This is a genomic window from Leucobacter chromiiresistens (assembly GCF_900102345.1).
GTDB classification, from domain to species: Bacteria; Actinomycetota; Actinomycetes; order Actinomycetales; family Microbacteriaceae; genus Leucobacter; species Leucobacter chromiiresistens.
The window spans coordinates 310,323-323,814 of the sequence record NZ_FNKB01000001.1 but is presented as its reverse complement, the minus strand read 5'-3'; the positions used below and the strand labels follow the sequence as shown (position 1 = coordinate 323,814).

Below are 13,492 nucleotides of genomic sequence, written 5' to 3'. Positions count from 1 at the left end.
CGTGCCGCGCCGCACCGAGCCGCGAGGCTTCGCGGCCCGCCGCGAGTACTGTGGAACCGACATGACCACCTCCGCCCCCGCATTCCTGTGGCGCCTGGCCCCGAGCATCTACGGGCCGTCGGTGCTCTTCTCGCTCGGCGAGTACGCGATCCTGCCGCTCGTCGCCGTCATCGCCGTCGACATGGGCGCGAACCTCGCGCTCGCCGGGGTGATCGCCTCGGCCGCGGTCGTCGGCCAGGTGCTCGGCAACCTCCCCGCCAGCTGGGTCGTATCGCGGGCGGGCGAGCGCGCGGCGATGCTGATCGCGGCGGCGGTCGCGCTCGTCGGGTGCCTCGGGCTCGCCTTCGCCCCGACGCCCGCGCTGCTCGGCGTCGCCGTGCTGCTGATCGGCTTCGCGGCGGCCGCCTTCGGGTTGGCGCGGCACGCGTTCATGGCGACCCGCGTGCCCCTCCGCTTCCGGGCGCGTGCGCTCTCGCTGCTCGGCGGTACGAACCGGCTCGGGCGATTCGTCGGCCCGTTCCTCGCGGCGGCCGTGATCGCGGCGACCGGCGATCCCGAGGCGCCCGTCTGGGCGTTCGTCGCGTGCCTCGTGCTCGCCTCGGGGCTCGTCGCGTGGGCGCCCGATCCCGAGCGCCGAGTGCCGGGCCCTGCGGGCGAGCCGGGCCCTGCGGGCGAGCCGGAGGCTGCGGGCGAGCGGGAGGTTGCGGGCGTCGCGCCGCGCACCGGCGTGCTGGGCGCGGTGCGCGACGGCGGGGCGGCGCTGCTGCGCGTGGGGGGCGCCGCCGCGATCCTCTCGGGCATGCGATCGATCAGAGACGTGCTGCTGCCCCTCTGGGGCGTCTCGATCGGGCTCGACGCCACCCAGGTGGCGCTCGTCGTCGGCATCTCGGGCACCGTCGACTTCCTGTTCTTCTACACGAGCGGCCAGATCATGGACCGCTACGGCCGGCTCTGGGCGAGCCTCCCGGCGATGATCGTGATGGCCGCCGGCTTCCTGGTGCTCGCCGGCACGCACGACCTCCCCGGGGCGGCGGTGTGGCTGCTCGCCATCGCCGTCGTCGTCGGGCTCGGCAACGGCCTGTCGAGCGGCATCAACATGACCCTCGGCGCCGATCTCGCCCCCTCCGAACGGCCCGCCCCCTTCCTCGCAGCCTGGCGCACCCTCACCGACTTCGGCGGCGCCGTCGCGCCCCTCGCCGTCTCCGCGCTCGCCGCCGTCTCGCTGCCCGTGGCGAGTCTCGCCGCCGGGGCGCTCGCCGTCGTCGGAGCCGTCGGATTCGCCCGCTGGATACCGCGCTACCTGCCGCACGTCAGCAGAACGCCGCCGCGATCCGGCGACTGAACGTGCGCTGAGCTGCGCTTTGTAGACTGGAGGCGCTTCGCGCACCGCACGCGCGAACCCGCACTCATCTCCGACCGAAGGACTCCCGCGCACCGTGAGCACCACCGATCGCCAGGCGCCCCTGCGCATTCTGCAGGGCTGCGACACCTTCTCGCCCGATGTGAACGGAGCCGCACGGTTCGCCGAGCGGCTTTCCGCCGGTCTCGTGCAGCGGGGGCATGACGTGCACGTCGTCGCACCGTCGAAGCGCCACAGCCAGCACGGCAGCTTCGTCGAGACCATCGAGGGCGAGCAGATGACCGTGCATCGGTGGGCGAGCTGGCGCTGGTACCCGCACGACTGGCTGCGGTTCGTGCTGCCGTGGCGGGCGCGCGGCTACGCCCGCACGCTGCTCGACCGCGTGCAGCCCGACGTGATCCACATCCAGTCGCACATCGTCATCGGCCGCGCGCTCGCCATTGAGGGCGCGAAGCGGGGCATCCGCATCGTCGCCACCAACCACGTGATGCCCGAGAACGTGCTCGACTTCACCCTGCTCCCCGAGAAGGCGAAGCGGCTCTTCGTGCGCTGGGGCTGGAACGCGGCCGATCGCGTGCTGCGGCTCGCCGCGGCCGTCACCACGCCCACGCGCCGCGCCGCCGACTTCCTCGAACGCAACACGCACCGCCGCGGCGTGCGGCCGGTGAGCTGCGGGCTCCGCGCCTCCGACTACACCGCCGACCTCACGCCCCGCACCGCGAACACGCTCGTCTTCGTGGGGCGGGTCACGCTGGAGAAGGAGATCGACGTCATCCTCCGCGCGATCCCGCGCCTCGACGCCGACCTCGACGTGCACTTCACCGTCGTCGGCGACGGCGACCAGCGCAAGCACCTCGAGAAGCTCGCCGCAGACCTCGGCATCTCCGACCGGGTCGAGTTCACCGGCCGCGTCACCGACGCCGAGCTGCGCGCGCACCTCACGAGCGCGAGCGTGTTCACCATCGCATCCATCGCCGAGCTGCAGTCCATCGCCACCATGGAGGCGATGGCGTCGGGCCTGCCCATCGTCGCCGCGAACGCGATGGCGCTGCCGCACCTCGTGCACGACGGCGAGAACGGCTACCTCTTCCAGGCCGGCAACGACCGCGAGCTCGCGAGCCGCATCACGCAGGTGCTGCGGCAGACCCCCGAGGAGTACCTGCGCATGCAGCAGGCCTCGCTCGAGGCGGTGACGGTGCACGACATCGACCGCACCCTCGACACGTTCGAGGAGCTGTACCGCGGCGAAGCCGACGCGCGCTGACGATGCACATCCTCGTCGTCACCGACCAGCACCCGGAGTCGCTGGGCGGCGTGCAGGTGGCGATCCGCATGCAGCGGCGCGCGCTCGAGCGGCTCGGGCACCGGGTCACGGTGGCGGCCCCGGCCCTGCACCGTCGCGGGCACGCCACGGCGGCGGCGGATCGCGAGGCGTACATCGACCTCCCCTCTCGGCCGATCACCCGCGATCGCGAGTACGGGATCACGTGGCCCGGGCGGCGCACCGACCGCGCCCTCGCCCGCGCGCTCGCGGAGCGACCGCCGGTCGATCTGGTGCACGTGCAGGGCGACTTCTGGGGCGCGATGACCGGGGTGCGCGCCGCGCGGGGCCTGCGCGCGCCGATCGTGCACACGATGCACAACCACGTCGACGAGGGCACGCGCGCCGTCACGCCGCTCGCGCCGCTCGCCTTCGCCGGGCTGCGCGTCTGGCGGCGCCTCGCCCTCGGCGGCGCACGCGGCGCGGTGGATCGGGCGTCGCGCGGCGCCTGGCGCTACCTGGCGGAGCTCGCGGCCGAGGCCGACGCGGTCACGGCGCCGTCGCAGCACTTCGCCGACGCGCTGCAGCGCCACGGCGTGAGCACGCAGGTGCTCGTCACCCCGAACGGCGTCGACGACGAGGCGATCAACGCCGCTCGGCGCGTCGCCCGCTCCGAGCGGAGACGGCCGAAGCTCGTCTGGCTGGGGCGCATGAGCCACGAGAAGCGGGTGCTCGAGTTCATCGACGCGATCGGGCGCGCGCAGATCGACGCCGATGTGACGCTGCACGGGGCGGGGCTGCTGCTGTCGCGCGTCGAGGAGCGCATCGCCGCGCTCGGCCTCGCCGACCGCGTGACGGTCGCCGGGCCCGTGCCCTACGCGTCGGCCCTCGCCGCGCTGCGCGACGCGGATGCGCTCGTGCAGACCTCCATCGGGTTCGAGACGCAGGGGCTCACGCCGTTCGAGGCCGCCGCGCTCGGCACGCCGACCGTCTTCTCGGATGCGGAGATCGCCGAAGACGTGGACGTGGCGCAGAAGTGGGTCGTCGCAGACGGATCGGTCGATGCCCTCGCCCGTACGCTGCGGCAGGCCGTGTCAGATCTCGCGGCCCGCCCCGGAGCGCTGCGCGTCGACGAGACGGCCGCTCCGCGGTTTCTGCAGTCGGCCCGCACCGCCGAGATGCTCGCGGTGTACGAGGCCGTGCTGACGGCCGGCGACTGGCGCGCGGTCTAGAACCGCCAGACGGCGGCGGTGAAGCCCTCCGGCGGTGCCGGGGTCCAGTCGGTCTCCTCGGTGACGAGACCCGATCCGCCCGGGCTGTTCGACTGGATGATGGTGAAGGTGCCGTCGTCGTTCACCTCGGTGATGAGCACCGTGTGCACGCCGGTCACCCAGGAGGTGGGGGAGGCCGTGTACTCGTACTGGATGATGTCGCCCGGCTCGGCGTCGGCGAGCGACATGCGCGTCGCGCCCGTGTAGTTCGCGACCGGATCGCCGCTGCCCGTCCAGGCGCCGTTGCCGGCCTTGACCCAGCGCTGCGCCGACATGATGCACTCGCCCGGGGCGTTCCAGCCCGTGGGGCGGCTCGTGCCGATCTCGCTCTTCGCGAGCTCGATGGCCGCCTCGACGTCGTATCCGTGCGGCACCGATGCGACATCCTGCTCCACCTGCAGCACCGATTCGATCGAGGCGCCGGCGAGGGCGTCCTCCGTGGTGTCGAGCTGCTGAGCGACGGTCGTAACGGGCTGTACGGCTGCGGCCGGCGAGGAGAAGCTCTCGAGAGGCACCTCGGCCGCCGCTGGTGCTGCGCCGACGGCGAAGGTTACTGAAGAAACCAGGCCGACTACGAACACCTTGGCAGATACATTCACGCGATAAACTCCGGACTTTCCAACACAAAGCGCCGGGCGGATGGCCCGAGCGCCTCACCTAGTATGCGTTACCGTTCCGTTACTTTCAAGTCCGGTAGTCAGCTCGCGTACATCTTCGGCGTGATCGCGCGCGAAGCTCGGGGCTCGCGGCCGCCCGGCTCGACCCCTGGTTCGGTGTGTCAGCGAGAACCCGCTAGACTGGTGCGCGCTGGCTTCGGCCAGTGAGGAGGATTCGCCTAGCGGCCTATGGCGCACGCCTGGAACGCGTGTTGGGTTCACGCCCTCGGGGGTTCAAATCCCCCATCCTCCGCCATTCGGGGCCCGTCGCACTGCGGCGGGCCCCGCTGCGTTTCAGCGGCTCACTCGCCCGAGCCCGCGAGCAGCGACTCCCGCACGCTGCGGCGCAGCACCTTGCCGATGAGCGAACGCGGCAGCTCGTCGACCTGCACGAAGCGGCGCGGCACCTTGTACGGCGTCAGCCGCGCGCGGCAGAAGTCTCGCAGGGCGCCGGGGTCGAGCTCGGCGCCGTCGCGCAGCACCACCGCGGCCACGACCTCCTCGCCGCCGTCGGGTCGGGGGAGCCCCACCACGGCGGCCGCGTTCACGTCGGGGTGGGCGAACAGGGTGTCTTCGACCTCGCTCGGCGACACGTTGAAGCCGCCGGTGATGATGAGCTCCTTGAGGCGGTCGACGATGGTCACGAAGCCGTCCTCCGAGACCTCGGCGATGTCGCCGGTTCTGAGCCACCCGCCGGGCAGCAGCGCCTCTGCCGTCTCGATCGGACGGCCCCAGTAGCCCTGGAAGACCTGCGGCCCGCGCAGCAGCAGCTCACCCGGATCGCCGAGGGCGACGTCGACGTTCGGGTCGTCGGGGTCGACGACGCGGATCTCGGTGCTCGGAAACGGCACGCCGACGGTGCCCGGTCGCCGGGTCGGCCCGATCGGGTTGCCGAGCGCGACGGGCGAGCTCTCGGTCATCCCGTACCCCTCGACGAGCAGGCCTCCGGTGGTCTCCTCCCACCGCTCGACCGTCGCCACCGGCAGGCTCATCGCTCCGGAGATCGCGAAGCGCACGCTCGAGAGGTCGAGAGACCCCCGGGACGCGGCGCGCGCGAGCTGATCGTAGATCGGGGGCACGGCGGGGAGGAAGGTGGGCGGGCTCTTGCGGGCGGCCGCCGTCACGAGCCCGACGTCGAACGTCGGGAACAGCACCAGCTTCGCGCCGATGCTCATCGCGAAGGTGAGGCAGAGCGTCATGCCGTAGGCGTGGAACAGGGGGAGCACCCCGTAGAAGGTCTCCTCGCCGCGCTGCAGGCCGGGCACCCAGGCCTCGCCCTGCATGGCGTTCGCGCGGAGGTTGGCGTGCGTCAGCATCGCCCCCTTGGGGGATCCGGTGGTGCCGCTCGTGTACTGCAGCAGAGCGAGGTGGTGCAGTTCGGGGGCGGCGACGCGCCGCGACACGCGTCGGTGCCGCAGCAGCTCCTTCCAGTCGAGGAGATCCTTCGCCCGGGGCGCGGCGGTCAGCTTCGCCCGCGAGGCGCGCGCGGCGGGGAGCGGCAGGCGCAGCAGCAGGCGCTTCGACCGCGGCATGGCCGCGGTGAGGTCGACGCTGATGATGCGCTCGAGGGCGAGATCGGCGGGGAAGCCCGCGACGGTGTCGGCGACCTTGTTCCAGACGATCGCGAAGCGCGCCCCGTGATCCTCGAACTGGTGGCGCAGCTCGCGCGCGGTGTACAGCGGATTGTGCTCCACGACGACGGCGCCGAGTCGCAGCACCGCGTAGAACGCGACCACGTGCTGCGGGCAGTTGGGCAGCACGATCGCGACGCGATCGCCCTTCGCGACGCCGATGCGGCGCAGGCCCTCGGCCACGCGGTCGACCTGCTCGCCCAGCTCGCGGTAGGTCGTGCTCGCCCCGAAGAACTCGAGCGCGACGCGGGAGGGGAAGGCGCGCACGCTCGCCGTCAGCATCTCGGGGAGCGTCTGCCACGGATCCTCGATATCGGCGGGCACGCCGTCCGCGTACGAGGCCAGCCAGGGTCGAGCAGCGAAGGGAGCGGCGTTCATGCCTCCATCCTGCCGCCTCCCCCCTCGGCGCGACAGCATATGGCGCTCGGCCGCGCGAGGCACTATAGGGCAGCCGGGGCACTGGCGCGACCCCGATGACGCCCGCCGGGGCCCGTACTTCACTGGAGACTCCGCACCTCGAGCCGGCACGGGAAGGAACACCCCATGAGCACCCAGAAGACATCGCAGGCCGACCGTCGGGGGCACGCCCCCGATCCCGATGACGATCGGAAGCCGGACGGGCCGACCGATCTCGAGAAGCGCTCGTGGAAGTACGTGCTGCGCAAGACGATCCGAGAGTTCTCGGCGGATCAGTGCACCGACATCGCCGCGAGCCTCACGTACTACGCGGTGCTCGCCCTGTTCCCGGCCCTGATCGCGATCTTCTCCCTGCTGGGGGTGTTCGGTCAGGGCCCGGCGGCGACGGACGCGATTCTCGGCATCGTCGACGAGGTCGCCCCGGGCGGCACGGCCGACGTGGTGCGCGGCCCGATCGAGCAGTTCGCGGGCTCGCCGGCGGCGGGCTTCGCGCTCGTGAGCGGTCTGGTCGTGGCCATCTGGTCGGCCTCGGGCTACGTCACGGCCTTCAGCCGCGCGATGAACCGCATCTACGAGATCGAGGAGGGCCGGCCGTTCTGGAAGCTGAAGCCGGCGCAGCTGCTCGTCACGATCATCGCGCTCGTGCTCATCGTGATCGCCGCCGTGATTCTCGTGGTCTCGGGCCCCGTCGCCGATGCGGTCGGCTCGACGCTCGGCATCGGCGAGACGGCGACGATGATCTGGTCGATCGCGAAGTGGCCCGTGCTGCTGGTCGTCTTCGCACTGATTCTGGCGATCCTCTACTACGCCACCCCGAACGCGAAGCAGCCGAAGTTCCGCTGGATGAGCATGGGGGCGTTCCTCGCGCTCATCCTCCTGGCGATCGCGACGGCCGCCTTCGGCTTCTACGTCGCGAACTTCTCGAACTACGACAAGACCTACGGATCGCTCGCCGGCGTCATCATCTTCCTCCTGTGGCTGTGGATCGCGAACAACGCGATCCTCTTCGGAGCGGAGTTCGACGCCGAGCTCGAGCGCGGGCGCGAGCTGCAGGCCGGCATGCCGGCAGAGGATCGCATCCAGCTGCCTCCCCGCGACACGCGCAAGAGCGACAAGGCCGCGCAGAAGGAGCAGAAGGACATCGCGGAGGGGCGCCGCATCCGCGAGCGCAACAGCGACGACGGCGTCGCGACCGGCGATGGGGCGGATCGCACGCGCTCGGATCGCACGCGCACCGACCGCCCCCGCAGCGATCGCAGGGAGTAGACCCCGCGGCGCAGGCCGCGCAGACCCCGCGGCCCACACCGCGATCCGATGGTCGAGCGCCCCGGCTGCATATCGCACTCCGGGGCGCTCCGCCATGCCCTGTTCGGGCGGTGCGCCCGCCGACAGGCTGGGGCCGAGAGATAGGAGAACCATGTCCGTCACCGTCGACACCCCCTCACCACTGCTCGCCCTGCAGGCGCGCGGGCCGCTCAGCGAGGCCCTGCTGCACGGCCTCTCCGGGGCGGGAGACACCGCCGACGCTCCAGACGCGGCGCGCCAGGCGGTCGCCGCGTCATCGAACGTGACCCGCGACGACGACGTGCAGCTCGCCCTCTTCCTCCTCTACGCCTGCTTCTACGGCTCGCTCGACGGCATCCCGGCGGAGGCGGAGTGGAACACGGCGCTCATCGAGACGCGCGCCGTGCTCGAGGCCGCATTCGAGGCCGAGCTGCGCGCGAGCGTGCCGGTGCCCGACGCGCCCGAGGCGCGGGCGCGCGACGTGGCGAAGGCGCTCTTCGACCTCACCTCCGCCGACTCCGGCCCGAGCCTGTCGCGGTACTTCGCGAAGCGCGCGACCGAGGAGCAGGCGCGAGAGTTCCTCATGCAGAAGTCGATCTACACCCTGCGCGAGGCCGACCCGCACTCGTGGGCGATCCCGCGGCTGTGCGGGGGCGCGAAGGCGGCGCTCGTCGAGATCCAGGCCGACGAGTACGGCGGGGGTCGGCCGGATCGGGTGCACGCAACGATCTACGCGAAGACGATGCGGGGGGCCGGCCTCGACGACGCGTACGGCGCCTACCTCGACGACGCTCCCGCGATCACGCTCGCGTCGCACAACATGATGTCGATGTTCGGCCTGAACCGGAGGCTCGTCGGCGCGATCGTCGGGCATCTCGCCGCGTTCGAGATGACGTCGGCGATCCCGAACCGCCTGTACGGCGACGGGTTCCGCCGCCTCGGGTACGACGAGCAGGTGACCGACTACTTCGACGAGCACGTCGAGGCCGACGCGGTGCACGAGCAGATCGCGGGGCGCGATATGGCGGGGGCGCTGGCCGAGGATCGGCCGGAGCTGCTCGCAGACATCATGTTCGGGGCGGCGGCCTGCCTCACCGTGGACGGCTGGATGGGGGAGCACATGCTCGAGTCGTGGACCGAGGGTCGATCTTCGTTGCGCGCGGGAGCGGCGTCGTGACCGGCGAGGAGCCGACGGTGACGCCGTACCCCGACGGTCCCCTCATCGTGCGCGGGGAGATCGCCCTGCAGACGGTGGACGGCGAGCCGATTCCGCAGAAGCGGCGCACGGTGGCCCTCTGCCGTTGCGGGCTGTCGACCATCAAGCCCTTCTGCGACGGCACGCACCGGCTCTCGGGCTTCCGCACCGACGACTGAGCGGCGCATGAGCGAGCGGGAGCCTGCGGAGGTCGTCATTCCGCTGCGGTGGAGCGACGACCACGCGCTGGCGGAGTTCACCGCGTATCTGCGCCGGCTCGCCGCCTGGGTCGACGTCACCGTCGTCGACGGATCGGACGCGGCCCGCTTCCGCGTGCACGCCGAGGCGTGGCGGGGGATCGCGCGGCACCTGCCCGTGCGCCCGCCCGCAACCGGAAACGGCAAGGTGGTCGGCGTGATGGCGGGCGTCGAGGCCGCCCGCCACGAGTTCGTGGTGCTGGCCGACGACGACGTGCGGTACGACCGGGCCGCGCTGCGCGCCGTGCTCGCCGCCCTGCACGGGGCCGATCTCGTCAAGCCGCAGAACGTGTTCGAGCCGGCGCCCTGGCACGCGCGGTGGGACACGGGGCGCAGCCTGCTGACCCGGGCGCTCGGCGACGACTTCCCGGGCACGTACGGCGTGCGCCGGGCGACGTTCAGCGCGATGGGCGGGTACGACGCCGACGTGCTGTTCGAGAACCTCGAACTGGAGCGCACGGTGCGGGCCGCCGGCGGCAGGGTCGTGTCGCGCCCCGACGTGTACGTGGTGCGGCGCCCGCCCTCCGCCGCCCACTTCCGCTCGCAGCGGGTGCGGCAGGCGTACGACAGCTGGGCGCAGCCCGCGCGCATGCTCGCGGAGGCCGCGATCCTCCCCGCACTCGTCCGGGTGTGCGCGAAGCGACGGCGGGCCTCCGGGCCGCTCGTGGCGGTGCTGCTGCTCGCCGCGGTGCTGCTGCTCGCCGAGCGCGGGCGCCGGGCGCACGGCGGCTCGGCCGTGTATCCGCCGACGGCCGCACTCTGGGCTCCGCTGTGGGTGCTCGAGCGCGGGGTGACGATCTGGGCGGCGATCGGGCTGCGGGCCCGCGGCGGGGTGCGTTACGGGCGGGTTCGCCTCATGCGCGCGGCGCACTCGGAGGCGCAGCTGCGTCGCGCAGCGTCGCGAGGCGCGCGATCGCGGTGCGCAGAGTCTGCTCGTCTTTGACGAACGTGAAGCGCACCCACGGCGCGAGCGCCGGGGCGGTCTCCGAACCGGCGCGGCAGAACGCCGAGACGGGCACGCACGCCACGCCGACCTCCCAGGGCAGCATGCGCGCGAACGCGGCGCCGTCTGGCACCGCCTCGCTCAGGAACGGCGTCGCGTCGGCGCACACGAAGTACGTGCCGCCGGGAACGACGAGGTCGAAGCCGGCCGCGCGCAGGCCCGCGATGAGCAGGTCGCGGCGATCCGACAGCGCATCGCGCAGCTCGCGGATGTCTGCGTCGCCATCGGTCAGCGCCCGGGCGATCGCGGGCTGGAACGGTGCGCCGCCCGAGTAGGTGAGGAACTGCTTCACCGAGGTGATCGCCTCGATGAGCGGGGCGGGTCCCACTGCCCACCCGATCTTCCACCCCGTCAGCGAGAACGTCTTGCCCGCCGACGAGATCGTCACGGTGCGATCGCCCATTCCGGGCAGCGCCGCGATCGAGTGGTGCCGGGCGCCGTCGAAGACGAGGTGCTCGTACACCTCGTCGGTCAGCACGATCGCATCGACGCGCTGCGCCGCCTCGGCGATGCTCGCGAGCTCATCGGCGCTCAGCACGGCGCCGGTCGGGTTGTGCGGGGTGTTGATGAGGATCACGCGCGTGCGCTCCGTGATCGCCGCGGCGAGGGCGGCCCGATCGACGCGGAACGTCTCGCCGTCGTGCCGCAGCGGCACCGTGGTGTGGGCGGCGCCCGACATCGCGATGAGCGCCGCGTACGCGTCGTAGAACGGCTCCAGGGTCACCACCTCGTCGCCCGGCCCCGCGAAGGCGAGCAGCGCCGCAGCGAGCGCCTCGGTCGCACCCGCGGTGACCAGCACCTCGGCGGCGGGGTCGACGTCGAGGCCCGTGCGGCGGCGTCGCTGCTGCGCGATCGCCTCGCGCAGCGGGGCGATGCCGCGCCCCGGCGGGTACTGGTTGTCGCCGGTCAGGATCGCCTCGGCGGCGATGCGCCGAATCCACTCGGGGCCGTCGGCGTCGGGGAATCCCTGGCCGAGGTTCGCCGCGCCGGTCTCGTTCGCGAGCGCCGTCATCTCGGCGAAGATCGTGGGGCGGGTGGAGCCGTCGGCCGCCGCCAGCCCCGCCGCGGCCGCCACGGATCGCCATCGTTCGCTCATCCGCCCAGTCTAAGCGCGCACCCACCTGGCATGCGGCGGGCTGCCAGCGTCGCCCCGTAGCCTCCCCGTATGCCCGCATCGCACCCGCACGAAGCCGCCCCCGACGGCGGGCGCCGTCGTCACTGGCAGCGCGCGGCACGAGCGTCGGCGCGCGTGCGGGCGCTCATCAGGCGCCTGCCCTGGCTCGACGCGCTCTACCGCATCGCGCTCACCGCGTTCGGCGCGATCATCGTGATCGCCGGGCTGATCCTGGTGCCGCTGCCCGGGCCCGGCTGGCTCATCGTGTTCTTCGGGCTCGCGATCCTCGGCACCGAGTTCCACTGGGCGCGCCGCCTGCTGGGCTGGGTGCGCATGGCGGTGGCGCGCGTGACGGAGCGCTGGCGCGCCTGGCGCGCGCGCCGCGCCGCGTACAGCACGTGACGCGCCGCCCCTGAACGACCGCGGCGCCCCGGATCTGCGTGTGCAGGTCCGAGGCGCCGAGGCCCGAGCGCGGTGCGCTACTTGACGAGCGGGATGTTGAAGATGAAGCCCGGCTGCTCGCCGCGGCGGAAGCCGTCGCTCGCCTTCACCGCTGCGATGATGTGGAAGATGAAGAGCACGAGCGACCCGATGCCGAGCAGGAACCCGAAGATGAACCCGATGTAAGGGATCAGGGCCAGGATCCACGTGACCACGCCGACGCCCACGCGCAGCAGCGAGAAGTTCAGGTTGTCGCGCTGGTACGCGTACACGCGCTGATCGCCCTTGTCCTTGTCGATCAGGTAGAAGATGAGTGCCGGGATCCAGGAGAAGAAGACCGACAGCCAGTAGTTCAGCACTACGTTCGTGGCGGGGTCGGCGGCCGGCTGACCGTACCCGGCGGGCGGCTGCTGGTAGCCGCCGGGGGGCGGCGTCTGGCCCGGAGCGCCGTAGTGCGGGGGCTGCTGCGGCTGCTGGAAGCCCTGCTGCGGCTGCTGCGGCTGCTGCGGCTGCTGGTACTGCGGAGCTTGCGGGGGGACCGGCGGTGCGGCGGGCGCCTGGTACTGCGGCGCCTGGAACTGGGGCGCTGCCGGGGGAGCCGTGGGAGCGGCCGGGGGAGCCTGCGGCACCGTGGGCGGTGCGGGCGGAGCCGGTGGCGTCGTCGGCGCGGGATCGCCTGAACCGTGGCCGGCGGGCTCGCGGCCGGGCTGATCCTCAGGGGGCAACGTAGTCATGTTCGGTCTCCTTCAAGACGTAGGATGCGCCTTTGAGGCTACCGCAGGTGACTCGCGTCGCGGTAGCGCCTTGCGCGGCAGGGGAAACGCCGTGCGCGGCGCGTGCTGGCCGCGCGAGTCGAGTCGCGCGTGCGGCGCGTCGCGAGCTGCGGCGCGCGGCAGGCGCATCGCCTAGAACGCGTCGGGGCTCGGCGCGGCGGTGTGGAGGATCGCCACGTCAGCATGGCGGTCGAAGCGGTAGCCGGTGCCGCGCACCGTGCGCACGATGTCCTGGTACTGCGCGAGCTTCACGCGAAGGCGGCGGATGTGCACATCGATGGTGCGCTCGCTCGGCACCTCCTCGTCGCTCCCCTCGCTCCACAGCGCGGCGATGAGCTCTTCACGGCTGATGGTGCGACCCTCGCGCAGCACCAGGTACTGCAGCAGCTCGAACTCGCGGAACGTGAGGGCGGCCGTCACGTTGTCGAGCAGCACGCGCTTGCGCGAGAGATCGAGGATCACCCCGGAGGCGGCATGATCCTGCTCCTCGGCCTCGTGCTGCTTCTGACGGGCTACCGCGGCCGGGTCGCCGAGCGCGAGGCGCACGACGTCGACATCGCGACCGCCGGTCTGCTCGGGGGCGAGGGCGACGGCGGCGTAGGTCTCGGCGGCAGGAGCGAGTTCGGCGACGAGCTGCTTGATGCGGGTGACGATGGCGCCGAGCTTCGGATCGCCGTCGGCGATCTTGTCGTCGGCGAGGCCGACGTAGAGCGCGAAGCCGCGCACCTCGGTGCCCTCGGGAACACGGCGTTCGGGGGCCGACTGCGGAGCGAGGTCGGCGGCGAGGTCGGGGCGGGCTGCGCGGAGGGTCTGCGTGGTGGCGTTCATG

13 protein-coding genes and 1 tRNA gene are annotated in these 13,492 nt (G+C 72.5%); 9 read left to right on the top strand and 5 right to left on the bottom strand.

All coding sequences use genetic code 11. The features are described 5' to 3' along the window. Positions 1 to 61: 61 nt before the first annotated feature. The 3 genes from BLT44_RS01515 to BLT44_RS01505 all read left to right on the top strand — a co-directional run bounded on the left by BLT44_RS01515 (position 62) and on the right by BLT44_RS01505 (position 3,853). Positions 62 to 1,342 (top strand): MFS transporter, encoded by a 1,281-nt coding sequence (locus tag BLT44_RS01515; RefSeq protein WP_074689848.1) that lies wholly within the window; start codon positions 62 to 64, stop codon positions 1,340 to 1,342. 94 nt (positions 1,343 to 1,436) lie between these two features. Continuing rightward, entirely contained in the window at positions 1,437 to 2,624 is a 1,188-nt protein-coding gene (locus BLT44_RS01510) for a glycosyltransferase (RefSeq protein ID WP_010155932.1), read from the top strand. Between the two features lie 2 nt (positions 2,625 to 2,626). Further along, positions 2,627 to 3,853 (top strand): glycosyltransferase, encoded by a 1,227-nt coding sequence (locus BLT44_RS01505; RefSeq protein WP_074689847.1) that lies wholly within the window; start codon positions 2,627 to 2,629, stop codon positions 3,851 to 3,853. Here BLT44_RS01505 and BLT44_RS01500 read toward each other — a convergent pair. Beyond that, the gene (locus tag BLT44_RS01500; RefSeq protein ID WP_143025943.1) at positions 3,850 to 4,491 is read right to left on the bottom strand and encodes a CHAP domain-containing protein; all 642 of its coding nucleotides are present in this window, start codon (positions 4,489 to 4,491) and stop codon (positions 3,850 to 3,852) included. The two genes, BLT44_RS01505 and BLT44_RS01500, sit on opposite strands and share 4 nt — an antisense overlap. A gap of 225 nt (positions 4,492 to 4,716) precedes the next feature. On the opposite strand from BLT44_RS01500, the gene BLT44_RS01495 reads away from it, so the two are divergent. Continuing rightward, positions 4,717 to 4,804, top strand: a tRNA-Ser gene (locus BLT44_RS01495). A 46-nt stretch (positions 4,805 to 4,850) separates the two neighbouring features. Here BLT44_RS01495 and BLT44_RS01490 read toward each other — a convergent pair. Next, positions 4,851 to 6,557: a long-chain-fatty-acid--CoA ligase gene (locus BLT44_RS01490; RefSeq protein ID WP_010155937.1), complete on the bottom strand. Its 1,707-nt coding sequence runs from the start codon at positions 6,555 to 6,557 to the stop codon at positions 4,851 to 4,853. A gap of 165 nt (positions 6,558 to 6,722) precedes the next feature. Here BLT44_RS01490 and BLT44_RS01485 point away from each other — a divergent pair, with 165 nt between their 5' ends. From BLT44_RS01485 to BLT44_RS01470, 4 genes are all read left to right on the top strand, one after another. Next, positions 6,723 to 7,862 (top strand): YihY/virulence factor BrkB family protein, encoded by a 1,140-nt coding sequence (locus tag BLT44_RS01485; protein ID WP_010155938.1) that lies wholly within the window; start codon positions 6,723 to 6,725, stop codon positions 7,860 to 7,862. A 151-nt stretch (positions 7,863 to 8,013) separates the two neighbouring features. After that, positions 8,014 to 9,057, top strand: a complete 1,044-nt coding sequence (locus BLT44_RS01480) for an iron-containing redox enzyme family protein (protein WP_010155939.1) — start codon at positions 8,014 to 8,016, stop codon at positions 9,055 to 9,057. Further along, positions 9,054 to 9,254, top strand: a complete 201-nt coding sequence (locus tag BLT44_RS01475; protein ID WP_010155940.1) for a CDGSH iron-sulfur domain-containing protein — start codon at positions 9,054 to 9,056, stop codon at positions 9,252 to 9,254. The genes BLT44_RS01480 and BLT44_RS01475 overlap by 4 nt, the downstream gene beginning before the upstream one ends. A gap of 7 nt (positions 9,255 to 9,261) precedes the next feature. Continuing rightward, positions 9,262 to 10,275 carry a glycosyltransferase family 2 protein gene (locus BLT44_RS01470; protein WP_010155941.1) on the top strand — a complete coding sequence of 338 codons (1,014 nt, stop codon included), beginning with the start codon at positions 9,262 to 9,264 and terminating at the stop codon, positions 10,273 to 10,275. On the opposite strand, the gene BLT44_RS01465 is transcribed toward BLT44_RS01470, so the two are convergent. After that, entirely contained in the window at positions 10,187 to 11,431 is a 1,245-nt protein-coding gene (locus BLT44_RS01465) for an aminotransferase class I/II-fold pyridoxal phosphate-dependent enzyme (RefSeq protein ID WP_040504946.1), read from the bottom strand. The two genes, BLT44_RS01470 and BLT44_RS01465, sit on opposite strands and share 89 nt — an antisense overlap. A gap of 69 nt (positions 11,432 to 11,500) precedes the next feature. Here BLT44_RS01465 and BLT44_RS01460 point away from each other — a divergent pair, with 69 nt between their 5' ends. Continuing rightward, on the top strand, positions 11,501 to 11,851 hold the full coding sequence (locus tag BLT44_RS01460) for a TIGR02611 family protein (protein WP_010155943.1): 351 nt from the start codon (positions 11,501 to 11,503) through the stop codon (positions 11,849 to 11,851). 77 nt (positions 11,852 to 11,928) lie between these two features. Here the strand turns inward: BLT44_RS01460 and BLT44_RS01455 are convergent, their stop codons facing one another. Together BLT44_RS01455 and BLT44_RS01450 are read right to left on the bottom strand one after the other, a co-directional pair. Next, on the bottom strand, positions 11,929 to 12,624 hold the full coding sequence (locus BLT44_RS01455) for a DUF4870 domain-containing protein (protein WP_010155944.1): 696 nt from the start codon (positions 12,622 to 12,624) through the stop codon (positions 11,929 to 11,931). A 171-nt stretch (positions 12,625 to 12,795) separates the two neighbouring features. Continuing rightward, positions 12,796 to 13,491 (bottom strand): winged helix-turn-helix domain-containing protein, encoded by a 696-nt coding sequence (locus tag BLT44_RS01450; RefSeq protein ID WP_010155945.1) that lies wholly within the window; start codon positions 13,489 to 13,491, stop codon positions 12,796 to 12,798. Position 13,492: the final 1 nt, after the last annotated feature.